Consider the following 24,442-nt stretch of genomic DNA (forward strand, 5'->3'; position numbering starts at 1 on the left):
ATGGTTGCAGTGCATCGATGTGGAGTCCCCGTCAGGCAACGTCGGTCTTGCACAGAGCTCTCGCAGGAATGATCGCAGTTGCCTGCACATCATCCGTCGTTCGGGCGGAACCGATTCAGATTGCAGAGATCCCGCAACCGCATCAGGTGAGTTTCGAAAAGGAAATTCGCCCGATCCTTGTGCGGAATTGCCTTGCCTGTCACAGCGCCTCTAAACCGGAGAGTGAACTGGTCCTGGAGACCCCTGCATCGATCCTCGAAGGGGGATCTCTGGGGGCCGCGGTCGTTCCGGGGAAGCCGGATGAAAGCCTTTTGCTGTCGGTGGCGGCTCATCGCGGAGAGCCGATCATGCCACCGCCGGGAAATACAGCCAACGCGAAGAACCTCACTCCCCAGGAACTGGGTCTCCTCCAGCTGTGGATCGAGCAGGGGGCACAGGGATCCATGTCCGGGGCAGGGAACACCGTAGAGTGGCAACCGCTCGCGGAAGGGGTTCATCCCATTTATGCCGTCGCTATGACTGCGGACGGAAGGACAGCTGCGTCTGGCCGGGCCAATCAGATTGCCCTGTACAACATCCCCGCTCGCGATCTGGAGACAGAACTGATTGATCCCGCCCTGCCGGGGCCCCCTGAATATTCCGGCCGCCGGGCTCATGCAGATATGGTGGTGTCCCTGGCCTTTCGCCCGGATGGTCTTCAGCTGGCCTCCGGGGGATTTCAGGAAGTGAAACTCTGGCAGCGGCCGGATCAGCTTCCTCAACGGACATTGGCAGAAGCGAATCCGGACGCTGAGTTGCTCGTGATTTCTCCGCTTCGCAGTCAAGCGGCCCTGGCTGGTCCATCCGGCAAGATCGCCTTGATCGATCTGAAGACCGGAGCGATCAAGCGTGAATGGACAGCCCAGCAGGGGCGAGTGACCGGGCTGGTCTATTTCCTCGACGGGAAGCAGTTGATGACTGGTGGTGACGACCACACGGTTCGGCTCTGGGAGATCGAGTCTGGCCGGGGCACTGGGGGATTCACGACAACAGCCCCGGTCACTGCCATCGCTCATTTCCCGCAACTGAATCAGGTTCTGGTCGGCGAAGCGGACGGATCGTTGGTGAGTTACGAGATTCCATCCCCGCTTGATTCGTTGCCCCAGCCGCTTCCTCCCGGCAAAAAGGTTCGTGAGTTTCCCCGCAGCGTCGATGCGATCACTGTCGTTCGCTCAGTCGGTGCACAGGGATCGAAAGCGGTGGCAGCTTCCCGGGACGGGATTGCCCGGCTCTGGAATGTTGCAGACGGGACACAGCTGCAAAGCTTTCAGCACGACGCACCCATCGTTTCGATGAGCGTCAGTCCTGACGGAACTCGCCTCTCCACCGGATCGAACAACGGGTCCGTGAAGCTTTGGGATCTGGAGTCCGGTGGACTGATCGCGGATCTGCACGAGCAGCTTCCCACGATCCTTCCGCAGGAAAACCTCAGGCGGAATCTCGCATTGACTCAGCGACTGGCCACCGCCGCCGGAGAAGATCTTCTGGCTGCCGAGAAGCAGTTGAATGAACATCTGGATTTATTGGACCTGGCTGCCGTCGAGCTTTCCCGGGCAGAAGTGAATTCCAGGAAGAAGACGGAAGCAGTTGTTCAACCGATGGCTGAAGAAGCAGCCGCCCAAAAAGAATTCACCGAACGAAAGCAGGAGTACGAGACTGCTGAAGCCCGTGTGAAGGAGCTGGAAGCGGCTCCTCTTCCGGAGGAGGAGTCTGCTCGAGCCGCTGTTGAGGAAACGCTGAAGCAGGCCCAGGCGGCGGCACTCGAACTCAAAAACAAGCTGGACGCCGCCAATGCGGAGTACACGAAGAAGAACGCTGCGTTGCGTTCTGCACAGGATGAACAGACGAGTGCTGCATTGGCTCTGGATGCTGCGAAACGAAATCGGCAGGTGGCGGAATCCAATCTGAAAAACTCGACAGCTGCAATGCAGGTTGCCATGAAAACTCAGACGGAGCGCGAGCACGATGTGATCAGCGCTCAACTGGCCCTGTCCGAGTTGGAAAGCAAGGTTCGGCTGGAAGCACGAGAGGTTCAGGACCTGCGAGCAGATCTGGCTGCGTTCGATACAGAAATCCGGCAGGTGACCCCCCGCCTGAAATCGACTCCTCCTTCGGAAGAACAGACCGTCGCAGCGTCCGGAACTCCGACGGCGGAGCAACTCGCCGCCAGACGGGCGGAAGCCGATGCGGAGGCCGCCTGGAAGCAGGCTCGACGGGAAGGCTTTCAGGCTGAGGAGCAGGGACGGGCTGTCGTTGCTTCACTGGAACTGCGACGCGATGCCGCTGAGAAGTCCTTTCAGGCTACACTGGCCCGTCAAAAAGCAGCACAAGCCGCCCGCGATTCTGTAATCAAGCAACAGGATGCACTTGAGGCGAAGCTCAAGACTGCAACGAATGATGCTGACAGAATGATGATTTCTGTCGAAGTGCAGAACGCTTCCGCGCGTCGCACGAATCTCGATGAAACCCTGCTCGAACTCGAAAAGAGACTGACCTCGGACAGGTCGACGAAAGAGGAAATCGAACAACGTCTGAGCGCAGCTGGCATGGAACTGCAGAACGTACAGAAGATCAAGCAGGACCGACTTGAGCAACTTCGGGAATCGCTGGAACAGGCCGGACAGAAGCGGCGGGAGATCGATCACGCCGTCGGGGGAGATCTTTCGACACTCGCTTCGTTGCGAGAGCGACAGGCTTCAGCACAGCAGGCACTCGCAGAGAGAAGACGTCCGGTCGCGACGCTTGTTTTCAGCCCGGACGGCCATCGCCTGATCGTCGCAGATTCGAACGAGATGCGGGTGTATAGCGCCATCACCGGAGAGCCGGTTGACCTTCGACCGGTGCGATCGACCGGCAGCATCACCGGATGTTTCATCGATGGCGAGTCCCTGCTGACTCTGGGGCAGGATCATTCATTGAATGTGGTTAATACTCGTCCTGCCTGGGAGGTCAAACGTCGCATTGGTGACGGTTCCTCTTCCGGGCCGCTGACCGGTCAGATCACCGCACTGGACTTCAGTCCTGACGGGAACCTGCTGGCGTCCGGAAGCGGTGAGGCGTCGCGCTTCGGCGAGTTGAAGATCTGGGATGCTGACAGCGGAAATCTGGTGCGGGACATTCCCGACCCTCACTCGGACACGGTGCTCGGTTTGAAGTTCTCGCCGGACGGAAAGCTGCTGGCCAGCTGCGGAGCCGATCGGCTGATGAAGGTTTTCAATGTCGCCACCGGCGAATTGGTGAAGACGTTCGAAGGGCACACGAACCATGTTCTGGGGGTCAGCTGGAGTGCGGATGGCCGTTGGCTGGCGACCGCGAGTGCCGATCAGACCTGTAAGATCTGGGACGTTCGCAGTGGAGAGACCTTGCGGACGCTGACGGGCTTCAACAAGGATGTCACCGCTCTGGAATACCTGGGGGCGAGCGATACATTCATTACGTCCTCGGGGACGTCACCACAGGTCATCATTCGTTCGAGCGACGGAGGGAGCGGAACCGTGTTTTCCGGGACGACCGATTTCATTTACTCGGTCCGCGCGAATCGCGAAGGAAGTGTGATTGTTGCTGGCGGTCAGGATGGCGTGTTGCACGTGTGGAACGGAAAGGGTGAGCCGATCATCAATTTTCCTCCTGTAACCGGAAATCGGTGATCCCGGATGCCTCAATCGAAATTGCACAGACTCATCTGCGTCTGTCCCAACCGCCCTCGGAAGTGAACATGCGGCGAAAATTTGACTGGTTTCTTCCCGGGATGCTGGTGGCTGTGCTTCTGGCCTGGATGTTCCCCACCCCGGGAGCTCGAGGAGGTTGGCTGCATCCGGAACTGCTGACCAAAGCGGGCGTCGCGCTCATTTTCTTCCTGCACGGTGTGGCGTTGTCATTCGCAGCCCTGCGTTCCGGGATGCTGCAGTGGCGATTGCATCTGGTCGTGCAGACCTGCTGTTTTCTCCTCTTTCCTCTCATCGGGATCGGCATTTCCGCAGCGACGCAGGGTTGGTTGCCGGAGGATCTGCGAAAAGGATTTCTGTATCTGTGTGCCCTGCCATCGACGGTCTCTTCATCAGTGGCCCTGACGGCAGCCGCACATGGCAACGTTCCCGCAGCTGTCTTCAATGCGACATTATCCAGCCTGCTGGGAGTGGTGATCACTCCGCTGTGGATGTCGATGGCTGCCGGGGCGAGTGGATCGACCGGGCCCGTCGGTCAGGTGATCCTTGATCTGGTGGTCTGGCTGGTTTTGCCTTTGGTCGTCGGTCAGCTTTTACGACCCTGGCTGGCGGGCTGGGCGGCCCGCAATAAACCGAGAATCAATACCGTGGACCGGATGACGATTCTGCTTCTGGTCTATACCTCTTTCTGCGACTCCATGGTGCTAGGGGTCTGGACGAAGCACGGCATGACAGCGATTGCCTCAACACTGGTGCTCACCACGCTGCTGTTTTACGCCGTCTTCTTCATTGTCGGGAAGATCTGCGATCTGCTGCGATTTTCCTGGGAGGATCGGATTGCGACGATCTTCTGTGGATCGAAGAAGTCACTCGCCACGGGGGTTCCCATGGCCCAGCTCATGTTCGGAGCCGATCCGGCACTCGGCCTGATCCTGCTTCCGATCATGGTCTACCATCCCCTGCAGCTGGTGATCTGCGGAGTACTGGCCAGCCGCTGGGCGAATCGAACGAAATAAGGCAGCGACCAGTGTCAATGCACCCGGCGTGTCAGGTTAAAATTTCTGCCGGCGGGGGAGCTTCCATTCTCGTTCTGCCATCCAGCAGGCAGCTGACGTTCACATCGCCCATCAGATTGATCATCGTCCGGCAGCGGTCGAGGAACCAGTCGACCGTCAGCAGCAGTCCGATGTATTCCGTCGGCAGTCCCACTGCGGTAAAGACGAGAGTCATGGTCACCAGTCCCGCTTCCGGAATTCCGGCTGCACCGACGGAAGCAATGATGGAAGTGAAGACAACGATCAGCTGCTGGGTAAGCGTCAGATGTTGCCCGATCAGCTGAGAGACGAACAGTGCGGACATCGCTTCGTAGAGCGCGGTTCCGTCGTTATTGAAGTTCGCTCCGACGAGTGCCCCCATGCTGGCCGACTTTTCACGAACGCCGACTTTCTCTGTCAGGCAGGCATAGGTGACCGGCATTGTGGCGGTCGAACTGGCAGTGGAAAACGCCATCACCAGGGCATCCCGCATCCCTTTGAGAACGTCGAAAGGACGAGGCCAGGAAAAGAATTTGATGCGAAGCAGATACCAGCAGGCCTGCAGGGCCAGCCCCAACAGAACAGCAAAGATAAATCCCCCCATCGCTTTGAGCGGCCCGAAACCTTCGGTGCCGATCAACTTCGCTACGATGGCGAATACCCCGATGGGGACCAGCTGAATAATCCAGTGCAACATCGTGAGCAGAACCTCGTACGCAATCTCCACCAGATCCTGCACATTGGTGACTCCTTTCTGTCGCACGCTTCGCAGGGAGATTCCCACCGCGATCGCGATGATGATCACCCCGATGATGTTCTGTTTGTCGCCCAAAGGTCCCAGAAGACTGCGGGGGATGTTGTCAATCAGGAGTTCCAGTGGAGACTTGTGTGCGGTGGCTTCAACCTTCTCGGGGATATCGAGGGGATACCACGTTCCCGGCTTGAGGGTGTTCGCGACGGCCAGTCCGATCAAGATCGCTACAGTGGTGTTCAGGATCAGGAGAAACGCCAGTCGCAGTGCTGTCTTGCCCGCGATCTCCGTCGTCATGAGCACATGCACAACCGCAATCAGGATCAGCGGGGGAGCCAGGGCTCCCAGAAGCTGAAGAATCACCCGGGCTGGGATTTCCAGCACAGCGGCCCGTTCCCCAATGATCAGTCCCGTGAACACCCCCAGGAACATCGCGATGACGATCCGAAGATAAAGCGGCAGCGAGTTCCAGCGTCCCAGAAGTCCTGTTGCTTTGGGGGCGTCGGTGGTCATATCGGAGTTCTCCTCGGAACTTGTTTGATTGCAGCGGCGATTCGAGCACTTCCGGATGACTCGCGGCTGATGCACACTTTGTAGAATTGCCCGCCATTCGTCCAGCTTCAGTTCGGCAATGAACGAAGAATCCTTTTGATTGGCAATGGTTTCCGGCACTTTTCCCGGGAGTTGAGCATCACCATTGACTAATGATCACCGACCTATGACAAATATTTGATCAACACATCTGAATCGGCATTGCCCGTAAACCGCCAACGAAGGTTCGACCCTTGGCTGCTGAACACCCCTCTGATTCCATTCCCGACAGCCACCCCTCCCCCGGGGACGTCCCTGTTGAATCAGATGCCGGCGAAGAGATGCCGGAGTTCGAGGAATTGACTCCGGAGTTGATGGAGGATGAATGTCTGCGCGGAGACGTCATGCTCCGGGGAGCGATCATCCTGCTGGCACTGCTTCTCGGCTGGACCAGACTGACCGAATCCTCTCTCTTTGTGCAGATCCGCAGCGGGGAATACATGCTCTCGCATGGAATCCTCCCACCGCGGACGGACGTCTTCTCAGCGACCGCTGCCGGGCGGCCCTGGTACAATCCCGCATGGCTCTCGGACATTCTGCTGGGGGGACTTCATCAGGTGCTGGGAATGTCAGCACTGACGGTTGTCTGCGCTGTCACCGTCGCGGCTGCATTCATCTGTCTGGGACGGGTTCGCGTGCCGGGAGTTTCGACCTGGTGGGCGTCCTGCTGTGGCTTCCTGGCACTGATTGCGATGTTCCCGCTGTATCAGCCGGGAAGTTCGACATGGAACATTCTGGGGCTGGCGGTCCTGATGATGTGTCTGGCTCGGGAGAGCCTGCTCCCTGCCGATGCCGAAAATCTGGGGCGGGTGCATCGCTTCCCATGGTCGCTGCCTTACCTGCCGGTGCTGTTTCTGCTGTGGATCAATATGAGTTCCCGGGCGTGGATCGGACTGCTGTTGTTGCTGCTCTTCATGATTGGGGATTCAATCTCCCGCAGAATTCATAAGAAATCTCAAAGCCACCGAGACTGGGGCGTGGTGCTGGTGACCTTCATGGTCGCAATGCTGTTCACCCCCTGGCCGTTTCAGCCGATCCTGGGTTTTCTCACCTTCGCCCGTGATGCACAGGCGATGCAGACGTACTCCATGGCCAGCGAGTTCTTTCCTCGACTGGTGTACGGCTTGAGAGATCCCGCGTTCTGGAGAGTGCTGGACCTGTATCCGATCGCAGCCTTGTTGCTGGTCATTGCTTCGCTGCTGACTCTGCTTTTGAATTCCCGCCGGGTGAATCTGGGGTGGTGGGGTGTCTGGCTGGGAATGAACCTGCTGTCGCTGGTGGACGGCGAATGCGTCTGTTATGCCGCGATGGTGAATGCCGCGATTGCGACGTTCAATGGTCAGGAGTGGTATCGCAGCCGGTTCTCCATGGCGTATTCCATCAGCACTCCCAGCGTCCTTTGGGCGCGAGGGGGCAGGGCCGTCATGGTCCTGACATTTTTCCTGGTTGCCTATCTCGCCATGAACGGAGCGTTCATGGGCGCTCAGGGGCGAAGACTGGGATTGGGACTGGACCCTCGCTGGGCTGCTCGGATTGAAAGTCTCGGGAAGGATGTTGTCACGCACAGCTATTCCAGTCACATCTTCCCCACGCTGCCTTCGCAAGGGGACGTTTTGATCTGGCTGGGGAAAGAGCCGTTCGTCGACAGCCGCATCTCGCTGTATCTCTCCGGGAAGGAGAACCTGCTGGCACTTCATCAGAAGGTCCGCGCAGCCCTCTTCGCGGCACCCAGTCCAGATAAGCCGGTCGACGCCGAGATCTGGAAGAAACCGCTGCTGGACTTCCAGACGTACGATGTTCTGGTTCGTCTCTGGGGACCCGTACCAGCCTACGATCCGTTCCTGCGACTTCTAACAACACCCGACTGGGCATTGACCGGTCTGGGAGCGGCCGGGGCGAACTTCACCCGCATCGACCTGCCTGATGAAGAGCTTCGCAAACATGTTGAAGAGTTTGCCGCCACACGCTTCGCCCAGCAGGCGTTCCGACCTGCAGTCAAGCCGGTCAGTGTCGACCTGCAGGCTGTCTGGCCGTTACCGGTGTCCCGCTACGACAGTTGGTTGATTCAGAAAATTCAGGTTCCGCCGAACTCGGCCGAACTCGCTTCGCATTATGATCAGCTCCTCAACGTCCTCGACCAGAGTATGCCTCTGGATCAAGTCTGCGGTCTCGCATTTCTGGCGATTCGGGATTGCCGTCAGGCACTGGCACAGAATCCGAATGACGCACTGACTTACCGCGTTCTGGCCCGTGCTTATCGAGTTCTGCAACAGGTTGAACAACAGGTGTCGATGGCGACCCGCAGTCCGCTCCTGGGAGGAGCCTACGAGTCGCAGATTCTGGCAGCGGCTCAGGCAGCGGTCGTTGCTGGGGGGGACAATCCGCTCGATCTGCAGCTTCTTCTGGATACGTTTCTCCGACAGCAGCAGGCCGATACTTCGCTCGATGCTCTGATTCGACTCGAACAGGCATTGAAGAAAGTTCCCAGCGGAATGATCTCCGCCGATCGTCTCACCGAACTGATGAAACTGAAGGAGGACCTGCAGAAAAACGTCGACAGCGTGAAGGCTCAGATCGCCGACGCTCGTTCGAATGGAGCAGATCGCTCGAGGCTGGTTGCTTTCGCCCTGCAGGGACGTTGTCCAGCACTGGCCTTGTCTCTTCTGGAAGAAGATCTGACAGAGCTGGAACGCTCGCCGGAGATGAAGTTGCTCTACGGTTCTCTGCTGATGCAGAACGGGAACTTTGCCGACGCTTTGCAGACGCTCGAAGGAATGGAATCGATGATGACCGGTTCCAGTCTGCCTCCCCAGATGCAGCCGATTGCATCCCAATGGCGCGGGCTGACTGCCACTGCGAATCTCGCCACACATAATCTGGGCCGGGCCGAAGAACTCTGGGCCGGCGAAGACAAGTCGTACGTGAAGTCTGCAATTCAGTCGTTGTTGCAGATGCCGTTCGCCGCCATGGGCATTCCGATTCAATACGAAATCTGGCCCGCGTACTACGCACGGATGGCAGCCACTGCCGCGATTGAGATTCCGGACCGGCTGGCGCAGCTGAAATTGCAGTCGGCTCGGGCTGAGCTGGAAGGGGGACGGCTTGGAAAGGCGACCGAACAGCTGCAGCAACTGCTCAAAGAGTATCCCAAGTGTTCACAGCGATTCCTGGCAGCCTTCTACCTTGGTCTCTTGACGAACAAGCCGGTTCAGGTGGAACCGATGCCCGTGGAAGAGCAGGCAGATTCCCCGGAACAGGCCAAACCCGAAACGACTCCAGACACACAGGAGAAGCCCGCTGCAGATTCTCCCGAGAAGACAGAGTCTAGTCCCGCCCCGGAAGAACCAGCTGCTCCCTCTTCCCCTGAGAGCAGCGAAGCGAAGTCCGAGTCGCCGCCGGAAACGGAAACTCCCGCACCAGAATCGGCACAGGAATGAAATTCATTTTGTATTGACTTGCTGCTCAGTCTGATTGGAGCACGATTCATCTGGGCCAGAGTATGAACGAAATCCGTGGGCCGGGTTCGACTTCACAGCAGGGACTCCCCCGTCCCTGGCACCGCCCTGCCGTGGCAGCTGTGGTTGCCTTTGGGGTCGGGATCTGTCTCGACCGCCTGTTTCCTCTGTCACTCTGGATCTGGATCAGCCTGACGTTATTGTCGCTGCTGATTGCGATCCGGGCCTGCCGCCGCGCGACGAAAGATCGTCCAGAGTCTTCAGCGCGAGGACGGCTTGCCTCGTGCTGCGTGCTTTTGCTGTTCATCTTCACGGGAGCGACACGACAGCATCTCGCGTGGAACATGCGGTCTGCGGACGATATTTCCACGTGGTGCTCGTCCGTTCCGGAAGCCGCGCGAGTTCGCGGGATCATTTCCATTCCCATTGAAATGACGGAGTCGAAGTTCGGCCCGAGGATCCCTTCCTGGATGGAGGTCGATCGTTCCACCACTCTGCTGACCTGCGAAGCGATCGAGGATGGTGAGAAGTGGGTTCCCGTCTCCGGCCTCACCCGGATGACGGTTTCAGGACATCTCGTGCACGTTCGTGTCGGTGATCGCGTTGAAGTGCTCGGACAGCTTTCGCAGCCTCGTCCCCCCAGTCATCCGGGGGGATTCGATTTCCCCGATTTCTTGCGTCGTCAGGGGATCGGAAGCACATTGCGTGTCGAACATCCCGTTGCGGTCCGCAAGCTGGGAGCAGCTGCAGGACCGGGTTGGACGCTGGCCCGGTGGCGGGAATCGATCCGCAACCAGTGCAACCAGATCTTCTTTTCCCAGCTGGATCCTGAACAGTTCGGCCTGGCTTCCTCGCTTCTGATCGGCGACAGGACCATGCTCACGGATGAGCTGCAGGATCAGTTTGCCCAGACAGGGACGATGCATCTGCTCGCCATCTCCGGGCTGCACGTCGGGATTCTGATCGGATTGATCCTGTCGTTGTGCCGATTCGCGAACCTGAGTTCACGGGAATCGGCTGCGACTCTCATGGTGATGATTCTGCTCTATGTTTTCATCACGGACCTGCGGCCTCCGGTGCTGCGGGCAGGTCTGCTGGCGCTGATCGCTGTGGTCGGGACGCTGCGAGGCGATCGGATCGACCGGATGAATGCACTGGCAGCGAGCGCGCTTGTGCTGCTGCTCTGGAATCCCGCGGACCTCTTCGATATCGGGGCACAGCTTTCTTTTCTCGCTGTCGGGGCGATCCTGTGGTCGCTGGGCTGGATGAAGCAGCCGGAACCTCGTGAAGTCAAACTCTCGGATCTGCTGAATGAACAGTCCCGCTTGCAGCAATGGATCCGGCGAATCCGGAAGTATGTTCTTGAGACATACAAGATGACTGCTGCTGTCACTCTCGCCACGCTTCCCATCACCATGGCGACCTTCCATCTGGTGGCTCCGGTTGGAATTCTCCTGAACATTCTTTTGATACCCTATATCGCTGTGGTCCTCGCACTCGGTTATCTGCTGATGTTCGGAGGATTGATCCTACCTGTGTCGGCCCCGTGGCTGGCGATTCCCTTCAGCTGGAGTTTGTCCCTGTTGCAATGGTCCGTGGAATGGGGACAGAAAGTTCCCTGGGGACACCATTACATTCCGGCTCTGCCCGCGTGGTGGTTGATCCCGTTCTATATTCTTCTGGGGCTGGCCTGGCCACTGTTGGGAACCGATCGAACGGCACGCTGGGGATTCAAGGCGGTCTTGTGCTGGTGCGTACTGGGGCTGCTGGTTCCGTTTGTCCCTCGGCAGCGAGACTCTTTGCGATGCACGTTCCTGTCTGTGGGGCACGGACTGGCGAGTCTGATCGAGTTTCCGGGAGGCGAAACCATTCTTTATGACGCCGGGACGATCGGCGATGGAGAACGCGCGACGCGGGCGGTGACGGAGACTCTTTGGTCACGCGGAATTCATCATGTCGATGCCGTCGTTGTCTCACACGCTGATCATGACCACTTCAGCGGCCTGTTCGGACTGCTGGAGCGTGTGCCGGTTAGGACACTTTTCATCAGTCGGCAGTTTCTCGACTTTCAACAGCAGGGAGTTCGCGACCTGTGTGAATTGGCTTTTCGAAAAGGGATCAAGATTCAGCTGTTGCAGGCGGAAGATCGGCTGAAACTGGGAAAAAGTGATCCTTCCAATACCCGCGTGGAGGTGCTTTATCCCCCGCAGGAAACAGGCTCCCGCAGTGACAACGCGAACAGCATTGTGGTCGCCATGGAATTCGCTGGTCGCAGCATTCTTCTCACGGGCGATCTCGAGAAAGAAGGGCTTGCCGATCTGTTGAAGATGGATCCCCGCAAGACAGATGTCCTGCTCTCGCCTCATCACGGGGGGAAGGTGGCTAATGTTCTGAAACTCTACGAGTGGGCAGAGCCGACATATGCGGTTGTCAGTAGCGGAGACCAGCTGCTTCCGTCACTCCAGAACATTCCTCAGACTTGCACGCTTCTCAATACGGCCGCGTGTGGAACGGTGACGTTCGAAATCAAACCGAATGGAGAGATGGATGTCAGCGCCTTTTCGGCCAGCGGGAACTGTTCGAGTAGTTGCCCGCTTTGCGACGCTGCGCCAGTTCCCACTGCACGGCAGCATAGTTCTGGCCGCTGATACTGAAACTGCGATATGGATTGTTCCGGCTGATCTGGACAGCGTTCGCATCCTCTGGCAGACAGATGATCACGATTCCTGTCACCAGCAACGAGTAGACCAGTCTGCGAGTCGTCTTCATAGCTTCTGTCGATCATGTGGGGACCACTGCGGGGTGATCTTCAGCGAAGCACGCTGGCCCGGAGGATCACGCCATTCAATTCTACCTCACACAATGCAGTGAAGCTCGAATTTCTTCCGGGGAAGCAGCCGGAAACAGAAAGAGACGGAAAGTCGCTTTGGACGCGCGGGATCCCCGGTCTTTTGCCCCGGGGCATCAAAAATCCAGACGGGCCCAGTACAGCCGCTCGCGGTCGCCCCGGCTGCGAAGATCAGAAAGCATCGCTTCGAGTGTGGGTTTGATGTACTCGCGGGAGATCTGTTTGTGATTGATGTGAACTTCACAGCGATTGTTAAAGTCGAAAAGCTCAGGTGAGAGCCAGATCGACGTCCCTTTTCCGGGATGACAGACATAGATCTTGCCGGTCACTTTGATGGCCCCTTCATACTTTGGGGGGCGCGAAGTCGCAGGGCGGTCCGGAACCATCTTCGCCTGAATCCAGTGGAATCGACCATCTGAATTCCTGGGTGTCGAAATGGACCAGTCAGTCAGATCTTTGAGTGGCGTTCGCCGCAGAGACTGCATCCACGTGAAGAGCCGCTCCTGCTCTTCATGATAGGTCTCATATCCCCGTTCCTTGTATTCGCAATACAGAACATCCTGCCCATTCTTCATCATGTCATTCAGGATGTCGGCATTCTTTTCGAGCGTGTTCCGGTCACGTTCCCCTCCGACGACATACCAGGAAAGGCGGGGGGCATTGTCCCAGCAGGGGCGGCATTCCCGCGGGGAAATTCCACCAATCGGAATGACCGCTGCGAAGAGTCCCGGGTGCGAGAGACCGATGTCGAAACAGGCGTTCCCTCCCATGCCGTGGCCAGCAAGAAAAATGCGGTCCGAATCGACTCGAAAACGCTTCCGCACGTCGTCGATCGATTTCAAAACCACGTCGTGTGCCTGGTTGCCGGGATCGTAACTGCTCGCATCGTCGGCGCAGTAATGCGGTGCAACGATAATGTACCCGCGCCGCTGAGCCCAGCCTGGACGCTCTGCATCACCGGCCCACCAGCGGATTTCATTTTCAATTGTCGATCTTTCACCCCGGAGAACGACCAGCATCGGGTAGCGGTGTGCTGGGCTGTATTCGGGCGGAAGAGTGACGGAATACTGGACCGGGGGAGACTGAGAGTCGGTAGTGACTTCGAATTCCTGAATGGTTCCGGTCGCTTCTGCAGCACTCTGAAACGGAAGCGGAAGATGCTCCAGCAGAATGGCCATCCGGGCAGGACTGATCCCTTCAATGGCGTCGAGACTCTCCAGGATTTCCTGCTCCCGCAGCGAATCATCTTTCAGGCGCAGATACTCCAGAGTGAGGAATCGAGCATCCCAAAGTCGGATCGCTTCATTCAGATCGAGAATGGCTCCTGAATCTCCAAGCACCCACCCGGAGTAGGCAAGTGCCAGTTTTTCTGAAGGCTGCAGCGTGTCGTCGGCTTCCGCCCGCAGAAAGGGTTCCAGTCGAGGCATCAACTCGTAATGCAACTCGTCCTGCAACGACGCCCGCAATGACCTGACTCGCATGAACTGCTCTTCAGGGAGCTCCGCCTGAAGGATGTCGAGCCTGAGCAGAACCCGGTCCCGGTTGATGAGTGCCTGATCGTATTGCTCGACAACTTCCTGAGCCTTCTGGCGTATCTCCGCGCTGACGTGACCGACTGGAAACTGACGTGCGATCTGGTTGGCGAGAAGATGCTGTCCCGACTCCTGTCGGCGTTCGATCTCGTTGATCGCTTTTCGGGCGATGTATTCACCCACCAGTCGCTGATATTCCTCGCACCAGCTGGCCATGTCCGGGAAGCGTTCCGAAAGTTGCCGGACTTCCTCCTGTGCCTCGTTGAACATCTGGGCCTGTACATAGAACAGGACCGCGGCCTTACGTTCAGCAGGATCGTTCCGGTTGGAAGACTTCTGGATGATCGACTGAACGACTTCCGAGGGGAGAGTTTTTGTGTCCACGCAGTAGTCCCAGGCATGTGTCAGGCTCTCCACCTGAGTGAAGTCCGGACGCATGACGCGAATCCCCTGAATGATCGGGACCATTCCCTTTTGCGTCGCGAGGGTGACAGTACGACGGCCGAATTCATCGAACGGCTGGACTGCTCCGAACGTGCCCACGGTTGTGAAACCGGCAGTGCGGGACTGCTTTTCGTGTTTGAGTTGAAAGGAAACGTTCGCTCCGAGAGGACCTGCCTCGGTGTGCTTGGCCACGTTTCTGCGGTGAACGAAAAATCGACGAACACCGTCGTCGATGACCCAGTAAGAAAAGTTCGGCACAGGGCCCCAGTTGTTCGCCCGGGCTCCTGCTGGGTTGAGTCCCGCGACCTGCACCGTTGTCCCGTTGAGAATGGTGCCGTTCTTCAGAGTGACTTCATCAGCGTTCGCTGAACCTCCCGGGAAGAAGATCGATCCCCACAGAACAGCCAGAATCAACCGCCGAGGAACGGATGACCGCAAGGAGAACCCTCTCCGTTCGAGCCTTCCGGGAAAACGGTTCCCCGGTTCTCGTTGCAGCTGGTCATCCTGAAGCGAAACTGGAATCACTGAACCTGAATTCCTGCCGTTCGATGACGGAACAGACGCCCCCGGCGCTTGCAAACGGGTCGATTTCAGCGGGGTGACGACGACGGATTAAACATTCCGACCGGACCACTATCGGTTCCATCATTCGTCGAATCTGCGGGAATTTCCAGTTCAATTGTCCCAAAAAGGATTCGAATCCGTTTTGGGAGAAGAGTTTGGATTAGGTTGACTTTGCGGTTTGTAGGGCGGGGTTGATTCAGGGGGGAATGCGCAAGACAGGCGGGGCAGTCCGGTTGTGACCGACTTGCGGCTATGGCCCCCCGTTGATTTCGGAGAACGGCCAACCGGGGAAGAGTGGTCGCTCAGAGTACGTCGACGCAGTTGCAGACCGTCTCTTGGATCGGGGCGTACTCACCGATGATCCAGATGCATTCGCAATTCGCTTCGTAGAATTCGCACTCGCTTCGGTGATATTGCAGAACGACCGGGTCCTGCCGGTAGTTTTCATAGCAGCGGTGAGTTGCGGGGTCGCCCAGGGAGTGTTCACATTCGCCCGGTGCAGCGGTGCCGTACCCTTCAGTCCAGCAGCCAATTTCTGGATCAGGCCAGCACCAGATGTAGTAGTAGTTCACGCATCCGAGTGACGGATCGTCCTCAAAGGGGGCTCCGACCGGGGGGACCTGATGAGCGGGGATGCATTGAGCTGGAGTGATTTCTTCGCTCACCTCGCAGGACGCTCTGACTCCCGAGTCCATGCCGACGACAGTTAAAACGGATCCGGCCAGAATCAGCAGACAGCTTCCCAGGCGCATCAGCGACATGTCGATCATCCAAGTAAAAAGGTTGTCAGTGTTCATGCGCTGGCAGACACCCCGGCTACTGCGGATGACAGCAGGGCTGCGAGCAGCATTCTCAAAATGTCAGGGGGCCGCCCTCACCCGGAGCGTCGCCACAGCGTGACACCGACCACAATCAGGATCACTCCATTGAGCATCATCAACGGAGATCGCCAGAGCTCACTGGAAGTGACTTCGCGACGCTGGGGAACCGGATTGGCGGAGCGGCTTTTGAAGAAATCAGCGACGTCGTCCGTCGGTTCTGTCCAATGTCCCCCTGTCGCGGGGTCAGTTCGCAGATCAAACCATGACCACTTTGCTGGAGTCGACAGGACAAAGTCGTTCGGTTCGAAGGGCATGTTGAATCGGGCCTGCTCTATCACCGTCATGCGGACATTAGTCACCAGATTCTGGTCGGCATTCAATTTGATGTGGACCGCTGGGCAAAGCACATCTCCGGGGTACATGGTGAAGTCCTGATAGACTTCCGCCCGCAGCAGTTCCCCGGTCTCAGGGGAGTGCATTCTCCATTCACGGGGGAGCCCGTCGTTTGGATCCAGTGTCATCCAGCTTTCATGTCGGTCCGGGTTGTCGGTGGAGGAAGGTCCGAAATACGCAAGACGATAGAGATCCCGATTCTCCTTGCGGATCGTGGCGTCGCTGAGCAGAGCTGCGGGGGGAATCGTTCGAAACCATCCCAGGGTCTCCGACCAGTAACGGCAACTTCCGCGTCGATGAGCAGTGACGTTCCGGTTGGGATGATCGACGAGCAGATGCAGATCGTCTTTCACCACATGCTCGAACACCTGGCTCAGGCAGCGCCGATCCTCCCCCTGGATCCGCAATGTCCGCCAGTCGCCGACGGCATCCAGCGTCGCTGTCTGTTGTTCGACCGTCCCTGTCAGCTTCTCCGGACAGAATTTCTCGACGAGTGTTCGGGTCAGTGTCGCATCGGCCGTCAGTGCAGTCTGCTGGAGTTCTGCGAGGAATTGATCGCAGGTCAGCTGTCGGTCTTTCAGCGTGAAGTTCAGCGTGAGATACCGGATCTCGCCTGTCGCCACTTCCGATTCCAGGCCAGCCCAGACCGCTTTGAGATCTTCAATTGCCTGGATCGCCTCTGCAGAGTCGAGTTCCTGGAATCCGCCCGGCGTCTCAGCAGCATCGGCCGACAGTGTGAGGACAGAGAGGGAGTCCGCTGCATCAGTCGGGATCGGAATGGTCAGAAAGAGTGCAATCAGAACTGCGGGAATGATCGTCGAAGATGCACGATTCATAATGCACTGTCGAGAATGAAGATTCGGGGAGAGTCATTTCGAAATCTGAGCGCGGGTAGGGTATACTCAGGGAAATGTGGCCGCCGCAATTCGATTCACTCTGGAAACCGGATAGATTGCGGACGTGCGGTATTAACACTCACGAACGAGGAGGATGTCATGCGGTGGCGGGTCTCTCTGATCGCAAGTCTTCTGTTTGTCTCCTGTGCAGCTTCGGCACTCTGGCAGCGAGTCCATGCCGATTCCACGCCGACTGCCCCGAAGGCTGATGCGGAAGAGACCGCGAGCCTGGAAGGCGATGACGATCGTCGCAAACCGCTTCCCACGTACTACGGAATGCTGGGCATCAGCGATGAACAGCGTGCTGAACTTCAGGTCATTCAGGAGTCATATGAAGAGCGGCTGCAGAAGCTGCGCGAGGAACTCAAGCTGCTCATCAACGAACGCGATCAGAAGATGGAAGTTCTTCTGACGGCCGGCCAGAAACTCCGGCTGGAAGAACTGCGGGCTGCCGCCAAAGCAAAGGCGCAGCAAAAGCCCGTTGAACCGAAAGTTGAAAAGAAGTAGTCGAGTCTCCTGACGGGGCTCTCCCGCAAGCCTTCGATCGCATGCAGCCTCCCGCAGGTTGAATGCGATCGAAGCTGCTTCGAGTCTGGTGTCATTCGGCCCGTTGGCCGTCCACGCTGTCATTCCGCTTTGGAGAAAGATAACGGGTTTATGACGGTTCGGTTGAGTTCGATTTTGGTCAAATTCTAAAGATCGACTCTCGCACCTCGCAGCTCGGAGTCTATGATTCCTGCTGAGTTCCCGTGTCCCGGAGGGCGCGGGTGGTTTGAAGCGAAAATGTCCCGGACCACGCAGGCAACGTCGATCGAAGTTCTTCAGGATTCTTCCAAGTCTACGAAGCCGTCGAACTGGCGGCTGCTGCAGCGACTGATCGGGCTGGGCCTGGAGTATCGAGGCGCGTGCGCCGCCATGCTCCTGTTTGACATCGCTCTCGTCACGCTGGCGATGGGCAGCCTGGGACTGACAGGTCTGGGGATCGATTACATCCGTCATCAGGTCGATCCGACCAGTCCCGCCCCCGAGTTTCCACTTGGAATCCTGCCCCCTGCTACAGCCAGTCCCTTCGCGGTCGTCTGCATGATCGCCGGACTGGTCCTGCTGTTTGCTCTGGTGGGAGCTGCCTTGCGATACGCAGCTGCGATCGCGGCTGCAGCCCTGTCGCAACAGGTGCTCATCCGGGTGCGGACCGATGTTTATTCGAAGCTGCAGGTCTTGAGCTTTCAGTTCTACGATGCCGGGGAGAGCAGTTCGATCATCAATCGGGCTGCCGGTGACGCAAACGCTGTCCGGAACTTCGTGGACGGGGTGATGATCAAGGTCCTCACCGTTGGACTGACGTTGACGGTGTATCTCGTCTACATGCTGCGCATGAACGTCGGATTGACGCTGGCCTGTCTGGCGACCACACCTCTGTTGTGGGTGGGGGCGGTGCTGTTTTCGAAGTTCGTCCAGCCGGCTTATCGCAAGGCGGGTGAGCTGGGTGATCAGCTGATCCGCGTCCTTGTCGAGAATGTTCAGGGGGCTCATGTCGTCAAGGGATTCGCACGCGAGCCCGAAGAGATTGCCCGGTTCAAGCAGACAACAGAGAGAATTCGAAAGCAGAAGGATTCCATCTTTTTTCGCGTCAGCGTGTTTCAGCCCATCATGGGATTTCTCACGCAGATCAATATGCTGGTTCTCATCGGCTATGGCGGCGTCCTCGTGATCCGCGGGGAGCTGTCGCTCGGGACCGGTCTGTTCGTCTTTGCGAATCTTCTGCAGGAATTCGCAGCTCAGATCAGCCAGATCGTGAACATCGCAAACACGATTCAGGCAAGTCTCGTCAGTGCCGAGCGGGTGTTCGAAGTGATCGATACTCCAATCTCGATCACCAGTCCTGTCAATCCAGTCCGCCTGCCACATGCTGAGGGGAGAATCGCGTTTCACGATGTCACCTTCGGGTACAACCCGAAACAGCCGGTCCTGGAAGGGGTCACGTTTGACGTCGCTCCGGGAGAGCGAGTCGGAATCACCGGCGAGACGGGTGCGGGCAAGACGACGCTTCTGAATCTGGTCATGAGGTTCTATGACGTTCAGTCCGGCCGGATCACTGTCGATGGACACGACCTGCGTTCGATTCATCTGGATGATCTTCGCAAAAACATGGGGCTGGTTTTTCAGGAAAGTTTTCTCTTCAGCCACTCCGTCGCTGCGAATATTGCTTTTGGTCGGCCGACAGCGACTCCTGAAGAGGTCGAGCGGGCAGCGGAACTCGCCTCAGCGGATGAATTCATCGGTCAGCTGTCGGAGCGGTATGACACTGTCATCGGCGAGCATGGGGCGAACCTTTCCGGAGGACAGCGGCAGCGTCTGGCACTCGCCCGGGCGCTCGTGCTCGATCCCCCCATCCTTCTTCTGGACGATGCGACAGCGTCCGTCGACCCGGAAACAGAGCACGAAATTGAACGCGCTGTTCAGTCCGCGATGAAGAACCGCACGACGCTGGTGGTCTCGAATCGTATTGCGACATTACGTCGCACGAATCGGATTGTCGTTTTGGAACAGGGACGTGTGACCGCCATCGGAACTCACGAGGAGCTGCTGCAGTCTTCGGAGTACTACCGTTTTCTGGCAGAACTCCAGTTCGCAGAGCTGATGACCAACCCGAAGGGGAAGCCGGTTCCGTTCATCACCGAGCCGACGCAGCCGGCAGGGGGAGGGAACTGATGGCGAAAGTCAAAGCCCTCGATCGTTCGCTGACCCGGCATATCGAACGCCAGGAAGAGCGGCAGCGTCCGCTCGATTTCCGTCTCATCAGCCGATTGATGAGCTACACCCGTCCATACCGAGGATTGCGAAACTGGCTGCTGGTCAGTGTCGTCCTTCGCTCTTTTCAACTTCCGGCGCTCACATGGATGGTGGCAGCGGTCATCAACGGTCCGATCGCCCGCAACGACATCCAGGGAGTCATCTGGGGTGCTGTGATCTTTGCACTGCTGGCTTTGTCCACACAGTTTGTGATGCACTTCCGGCAGAAGCTCGCTCTCGATCTGGGGGAAGCGGTCGTCTGTGATTTGCGAAACGCTCTGTTCACCCACATTCAATCGATGCGGATGCGCTGGTTCCATGAGACCCGTGTCGGACGGGTGATCAGCCGCATGACATCCGATATTGAAGATGTGCGCATCGGCGTGCAGGAAGTGCTATTCGTTACACTCGTTCAACTGGGGCAGATGATCGTCGCCGCCGCAGCCATGCTCTGGTATGACTGGAGCCTGTTTCTGATCGTGCTGGGACTCGCACCGTCACTCTGGTTCATCAACCATCACTTTCATCGTCGCCTCAGCAAGAACCTGCGAAATCTTCGGGAGTCCTTCAGCCGCGTGACAGCGACACTTGCGGAATCCGTCGTGGGGATTCGCGTGACTCAGGCGTTCGTCCGGCAGGAAGAAAACTCGCGGATTTTCGAAGACCTGGCGGAAGATCACTCGTACTACAATTCCGCTGTCCTCAAGACGCAGGGATTGTTTCTGCCGCTGCTCGACCTGAACAGTCAGATCTTTATCGTGGTGCTGCTCATCGTGGGGGGCTACCGGGTACTGCAACCGGATTCACCCATGGAGATCGGGAATCTCGTTGGCTTCTTCTTCATGGCCAATCTCTTCTTCGCACCGATTCTGGTGATCGGCAACCAGTTCAATCAGGCGATGACCGCCATGGCCGGTGCGGAACGCCTGTTCGGTCTCCTGGACACTCCCCCGGAATGGTCCGACCCCTCGGATGCCATTGAGTTGAAGAAGGTGGACGGGGCTGTCGAGTTTCGTAATGTCACGTTCGGCTACAATCCCAGCCGGCCCGTGCTGCACGATGTGAGCTTCAAGGCGGAACCGGGGCAGGTGATTGCCCTCGTTGGGGCGACAGGCAGCGGCAAGTCGAGCATCATTAATCTGATCGCCAAGTTCTACCTCCCGCAACAGGGGGAGATTCTTATCGACGGTCTTCCGCTGCGGAACATTCAAAGCGACTCCCTGCATCATCACATGGGCTTCGTCCTTCAGCAGAACTTCCTGTTCTTTGGAACCGTCGGTGACAACATCCGATTCGGAAAGCCGAGAGCAACCGATCAGGAAATCCGCGATGTTCTGGATCGACTGGGGTGTGACGACCTGCTCGATTCGCTGACCGACGGGCTGAACACACAAGTGGGCGAACGGGGAGCGATTCTCTCCTCTGGGCAGCGGCAGCTGGTCTGCTTCGCGCGCGCACTGATCGCTGACCCGAGCATCCTCATCCTCGATGAAGCAACCAGCAGCATCGACAGCGCGACCGAGGCTCGACTGCAGAATGCGTTGAACATTCTTGTTGCAGGTCGAACGAGCTTTGTCGTCGCCCACCGCCTGAGCACGATCCGACACGCCGATCAGGTCCTGGTGCTGGACCACGGCCACGTGGTCGAACGCGGCCGACACCAGGAGCTCCTCGACCGCGGTGGAATCTACGCCGGCCTGCACAAGCGATTCGTGCAGGAGTGATGCCCACGCGTTTGGAACGATCGCTGATCTCCGTCGAACAGTCGGTGACAGGTGGAATGAGAACTCACCAATAGGCTGTGTTCACAAATGCACGTTGCGTCGAAGGGGAATACCAGAGATTTGTCCCCGCGCCATCGTCTGCTCGATCCCCCAGATATTCGATTGCATCATCAGGCAGTGGCCAGCCGAAATGGTCGAATCTCCACCGAAGTTGCCGAGACTCTAGAAGGATTTCACCGATGGCATGCTCGTCCTTTCGGGATTCCCAGTCCACCTGCACTTCACTTTTGTGAAAGCGCTTTCCCATCCAGATTCTCAAATCCGGCTCGGAAATCTCGAAGCTTGCTGCATGTCCCGTTGGATAGAAATGGACTTGAATCGAAGTTGCAGATTTGGGCAGATCAACCCGGGAACCTTCGAGCCCCGATGCGTCTGCATATTGAAATACCCCGTATCGAAAATGATCGCAAATCGTCATGAGTCCCAGAAAGGCGGGAGTGACGCAGATGGCTGCAATGACAATTCCAATACCCACCCAATGAATACCGCCATAGCGATAGACGAGAGCAAGAAAGGCCGCCGACAAGACTGCAGTCAGGAGCAGCGGCAGTGTCAGTGACTCGAACATGTCTGAGAACTTTACTTGCGCGCTGACGTCATTGGAGGATTGCATTTACTTCAGGGAAAACTCTTCAGTCGAAAATGATCGCGAAGATCAAAAGGACGATCCCGATCCCCCACGCCCATGGCCAGAAGTAGCCGTAGAAGTGAACGCCAGCGGCGACTGCCAGGAAAGCGACAGCGACACCAAATTTGAAAATCTTCGGAAGTTCGCTGAACCACTCAAACATTTTGGCCTCTTCATTCTGCTTTTGGGCCAGTTGCGTCCTGATGGATTCGGTGAGTCAGTCGATCAGCAGGGGGCCGGAATCTGGTCGCCCCGTTTCAGCGAGATCCTGGGAGGTCCGCTTCAAGCTCTGGATCTCGTGATTCATCTGCATCAGGAGCTCTGATGTTCTTCTGGAATCACTCTCGATCCGACTGATGTCCGACCGAATCCTCCCGACGCACCGAAGCGATCTGCATCGAAAAACACGCGATCAATGTCAGGAGAATCACCACAAAGATCGACGGAAACCGCTTCAGCTTCTCCAGCTGCTGAAGTCTAGTTTCAATGTCTTGCGACTCATCCTTTGCGTGAGACATTTTGTGGCCCTCTGGTTCCCAAGTTTTCCTTGCCCTGAACGTACGGTGCTCCAGCTGAAGTCAGTTCTCCCGATGCCCCAGTGTGCCGTCTTCAGACCCTGGTAAGGACAACCGCCCACCCGACGTTCGATCATCAGTGCCGCCGAACGACCCGTCATAAAAAATTTGAAGCAACACCGACCTGACGAGTATCTTCGCGGATCCATTCATGCAACAGTCAGTTCCGATGTCAGGCTCCGCGGGTCAATTCGGGAAGCCATAACCCGCAGCCACAATTCCACCGAACCGGGCAAAATGGAGGTGAACTCAGGCGAAGTGCCCAAGAAGAAATCCCGCAGAAAACGCGGGGAAAGCAGTCTTTCCCGAAGAAAAGAGGGAAAAGAGAGTGGACGTTACAGGACTCGAACAGCCAGCGCCAAACACTGAGAAAACTGCGTTTTCTGAATCAGGCGGCGCAGAATCCGGCGAACTATCTGACGATTCCGCCAAGCTGGCAGATGCCTTGAAGCTACTGGCGTCACTTTCCCAAGGTGAATGGCAAGCCCTGCGGACGTTGCTTGACAGGTGAGTCACTGACGCGGGAGCCGAAGTAGTACCGGCGGGAACGTGCTCCCGATATTCCCGAAATAAGAAAGGCGAACACACTATGAGGACAACATTGCCCGTGAAATGCGTGGACAGTCATTTGGGGTGGGTGGAAGTGGAGCCGGAGAGAGTTTTCCAGAGGTCTGGAGTCGGTGGGACGGAATTACTGTACGGCGTGGGAAGTCGATGGTTTGCAGAAGCGGAACAGTTCCCGGGAATTCCGGTCGATGCTCAAGAATTGACGCCGGATGAGGCTCTGCGGTGGATTCTGGAAGCTGGCCAGCCGATCCCCGATGGACTGAAAGAACTGGCGGAACAAACCCGAGTCCGGTGATATAATGCGAGCCAATTCATTTTCTGATCCTCAACCCGCTGGGGGCTGGGGGAAAGGTGCCGTTGTCACCCGGTCTGATTTGCAGTTGCTCAAACGGGCGCTCCGGCAAGGATGGGAGATTCCCGAAGCGAACCGGAAACGGATTATTGAATCGCTGATGGAAGCAATGGACAGCGACCAGCACAATGGTCGGTTGGCGCTCCGGGCTGCGGAAGTGGTGATCGAACTGGATCGGCTGGGGCTGATTAACGACGACGATTGACAGTTGAAAAACTACGTGAATTACCCGAGGGGGTGATGTTCAGCCAAACCGGCAGGGGAAAGGCTTTGGAGTGAGACGATCTAAGCTTGAGGGTGCGCTGCGCGGACTGAATGAACAGATTAGGCAACTGGATAAGAATGATGAAATTGACTCAACCGATCTTTTGGAGGCGATCAGTGAAATATGCCGCGTTCTTGAGATGACTGTTAATGCGATTCCTCAAAAGCGTCCCCGTCGTGACAGGGGGGATGCATATCGTGACAAGGCTGTTGAAGAATCATTTATTGCTGGGCTGTGGGAGGGGGCACGAAAGGGAGGCGGTTCAAAAAAGGAATTTGCGCGTGACCGAGAGATGAGCTTGAAAGACCTTCAAAAATTGCTCAACAGAGTCAGGGCAAGGAGGCTGCGCGCACGTTAGTGGGAGTGCGCTACTTTTCCGAAAAAAAGTTTCTGACAAGATAGAGAATGCGTCCTTATCTTCCGATTGCTGCAGTAACGCGCACGA

16 protein-coding genes are annotated in these 24,442 nt (G+C 57.3%); 10 read left to right on the top strand and 6 right to left on the bottom strand.

The annotated features are described in order from the left end of the window. The first annotated feature begins 68 nt into the window (after positions 1-68). Together SH661x_RS03235 and SH661x_RS03240 are read left to right on the top strand one after the other, a co-directional pair. Complete coding sequence (locus SH661x_RS03235; protein ID WP_437227968.1) at positions 69-3,686, top strand: c-type cytochrome domain-containing protein; 3,618 nt, start codon at positions 69-71, stop codon at positions 3,684-3,686. Between the two features lie 68 nt (positions 3,687-3,754). Then, on the top strand, positions 3,755-4,720 hold the full coding sequence (locus SH661x_RS03240; protein WP_437227970.1) for a bile acid:sodium symporter family protein: 966 nt from the start codon (positions 3,755-3,757) through the stop codon (positions 4,718-4,720). Between the two features lie 31 nt (positions 4,721-4,751). Here SH661x_RS03240 and SH661x_RS03245 read toward each other — a convergent pair whose 3' ends face one another. Next, a complete protein-coding gene (locus tag SH661x_RS03245; RefSeq protein WP_437227971.1) occupies positions 4,752-6,002 on the bottom strand; it encodes a dicarboxylate/amino acid:cation symporter in 1,251 nt (416 codons plus the stop codon). 272 nt (positions 6,003-6,274) lie between these two features. Between SH661x_RS03245 and SH661x_RS03250 the strand changes: the two genes are divergently transcribed. Both SH661x_RS03250 and SH661x_RS03255 read left to right on the top strand, forming a co-directional pair. Next, a complete protein-coding gene (locus SH661x_RS03250) occupies positions 6,275-9,517 on the top strand; it encodes a hypothetical protein (protein ID WP_437227973.1) in 3,243 nt (1,080 codons plus the stop codon). A 62-nt stretch (positions 9,518-9,579) separates the two neighbouring features. Continuing rightward, a complete protein-coding gene (locus tag SH661x_RS03255; protein ID WP_437227975.1) occupies positions 9,580-12,183 on the top strand; it encodes a DNA internalization-related competence protein ComEC/Rec2 in 2,604 nt (867 codons plus the stop codon). Between the two features lie 316 nt (positions 12,184-12,499). Here the strand turns inward: SH661x_RS03255 and SH661x_RS03260 are convergent, their stop codons facing one another. From SH661x_RS03260 to SH661x_RS03270, 3 genes are all read right to left on the bottom strand, one after another. Then, positions 12,500-14,797, bottom strand: a complete 2,298-nt coding sequence (locus SH661x_RS03260; RefSeq protein WP_437227977.1) for an alpha/beta hydrolase-fold protein — start codon at positions 14,795-14,797, stop codon at positions 12,500-12,502. 428 nt (positions 14,798-15,225) lie between these two features. After that, positions 15,226-15,684: a hypothetical protein gene (locus SH661x_RS03265; RefSeq protein ID WP_437227979.1), complete on the bottom strand. Its 459-nt coding sequence runs from the start codon at positions 15,682-15,684 to the stop codon at positions 15,226-15,228. 113 nt (positions 15,685-15,797) lie between these two features. Beyond that, positions 15,798-16,973: a hypothetical protein gene (locus tag SH661x_RS03270; RefSeq protein ID WP_437227981.1), complete on the bottom strand. Its 1,176-nt coding sequence runs from the start codon at positions 16,971-16,973 to the stop codon at positions 15,798-15,800. A 159-nt stretch (positions 16,974-17,132) separates the two neighbouring features. Here SH661x_RS03270 and SH661x_RS03275 point away from each other — a divergent pair, with 159 nt between their 5' ends. The 3 genes from SH661x_RS03275 (at position 17,133) to SH661x_RS03285 (ending at position 21,550) form a co-directional block, all read left to right on the top strand. Then, positions 17,133-17,540, top strand: a complete 408-nt coding sequence (locus SH661x_RS03275) for a hypothetical protein (protein WP_437227983.1) — start codon at positions 17,133-17,135, stop codon at positions 17,538-17,540. Between the two features lie 276 nt (positions 17,541-17,816). Next, positions 17,817-19,745, top strand: a complete 1,929-nt coding sequence (locus SH661x_RS03280; RefSeq protein ID WP_437227985.1) for an ABC transporter ATP-binding protein — start codon at positions 17,817-17,819, stop codon at positions 19,743-19,745. Beyond that, entirely contained in the window at positions 19,745-21,550 is a 1,806-nt protein-coding gene (locus SH661x_RS03285; RefSeq protein WP_437227987.1) for an ABC transporter ATP-binding protein, read from the top strand. The genes SH661x_RS03280 and SH661x_RS03285 overlap by 1 nt, the downstream gene beginning before the upstream one ends. A 64-nt stretch (positions 21,551-21,614) precedes the next feature. Here the strand turns inward: SH661x_RS03285 and SH661x_RS03290 are convergent, their stop codons facing one another. Then, positions 21,615-22,178: a hypothetical protein gene (locus SH661x_RS03290; RefSeq protein ID WP_437227989.1), complete on the bottom strand. Its 564-nt coding sequence runs from the start codon at positions 22,176-22,178 to the stop codon at positions 21,615-21,617. 64 nt (positions 22,179-22,242) lie between these two features. Further along, positions 22,243-22,401, bottom strand: coding sequence for a hypothetical protein (locus tag SH661x_RS03295; RefSeq protein WP_437227991.1), 159 nt, complete (start codon positions 22,399-22,401; stop codon positions 22,243-22,245). Between the two features lie 1,115 nt (positions 22,402-23,516). Between SH661x_RS03295 and SH661x_RS03300 the strand changes: the two genes are divergently transcribed. The 3 genes from SH661x_RS03300 (at position 23,517) to SH661x_RS03310 (ending at position 24,355) form a co-directional block, all read left to right on the top strand. Then, positions 23,517-23,675 carry a hypothetical protein gene (locus SH661x_RS03300; RefSeq protein ID WP_437227993.1) on the top strand — a complete coding sequence of 53 codons (159 nt, stop codon included), beginning with the start codon at positions 23,517-23,519 and terminating at the stop codon, positions 23,673-23,675. Between the two features lie 4 nt (positions 23,676-23,679). After that, positions 23,680-23,937: a hypothetical protein gene (locus SH661x_RS03305; protein WP_437227995.1), complete on the top strand. Its 258-nt coding sequence runs from the start codon at positions 23,680-23,682 to the stop codon at positions 23,935-23,937. Positions 23,938-24,007: 70 nt separating this feature from the next. After that, complete coding sequence (locus SH661x_RS03310) at positions 24,008-24,355, top strand: hypothetical protein (RefSeq protein WP_437227997.1); 348 nt, start codon at positions 24,008-24,010, stop codon at positions 24,353-24,355. The last annotated feature ends 87 nt before the right edge of the window (positions 24,356-24,442 follow it).

Source organism: Planctomicrobium stercoris, from assembly GCF_051465655.1.
Classification (GTDB): Bacteria; Planctomycetota; Planctomycetia; order Planctomycetales; family Planctomycetaceae; genus Planctomicrobium.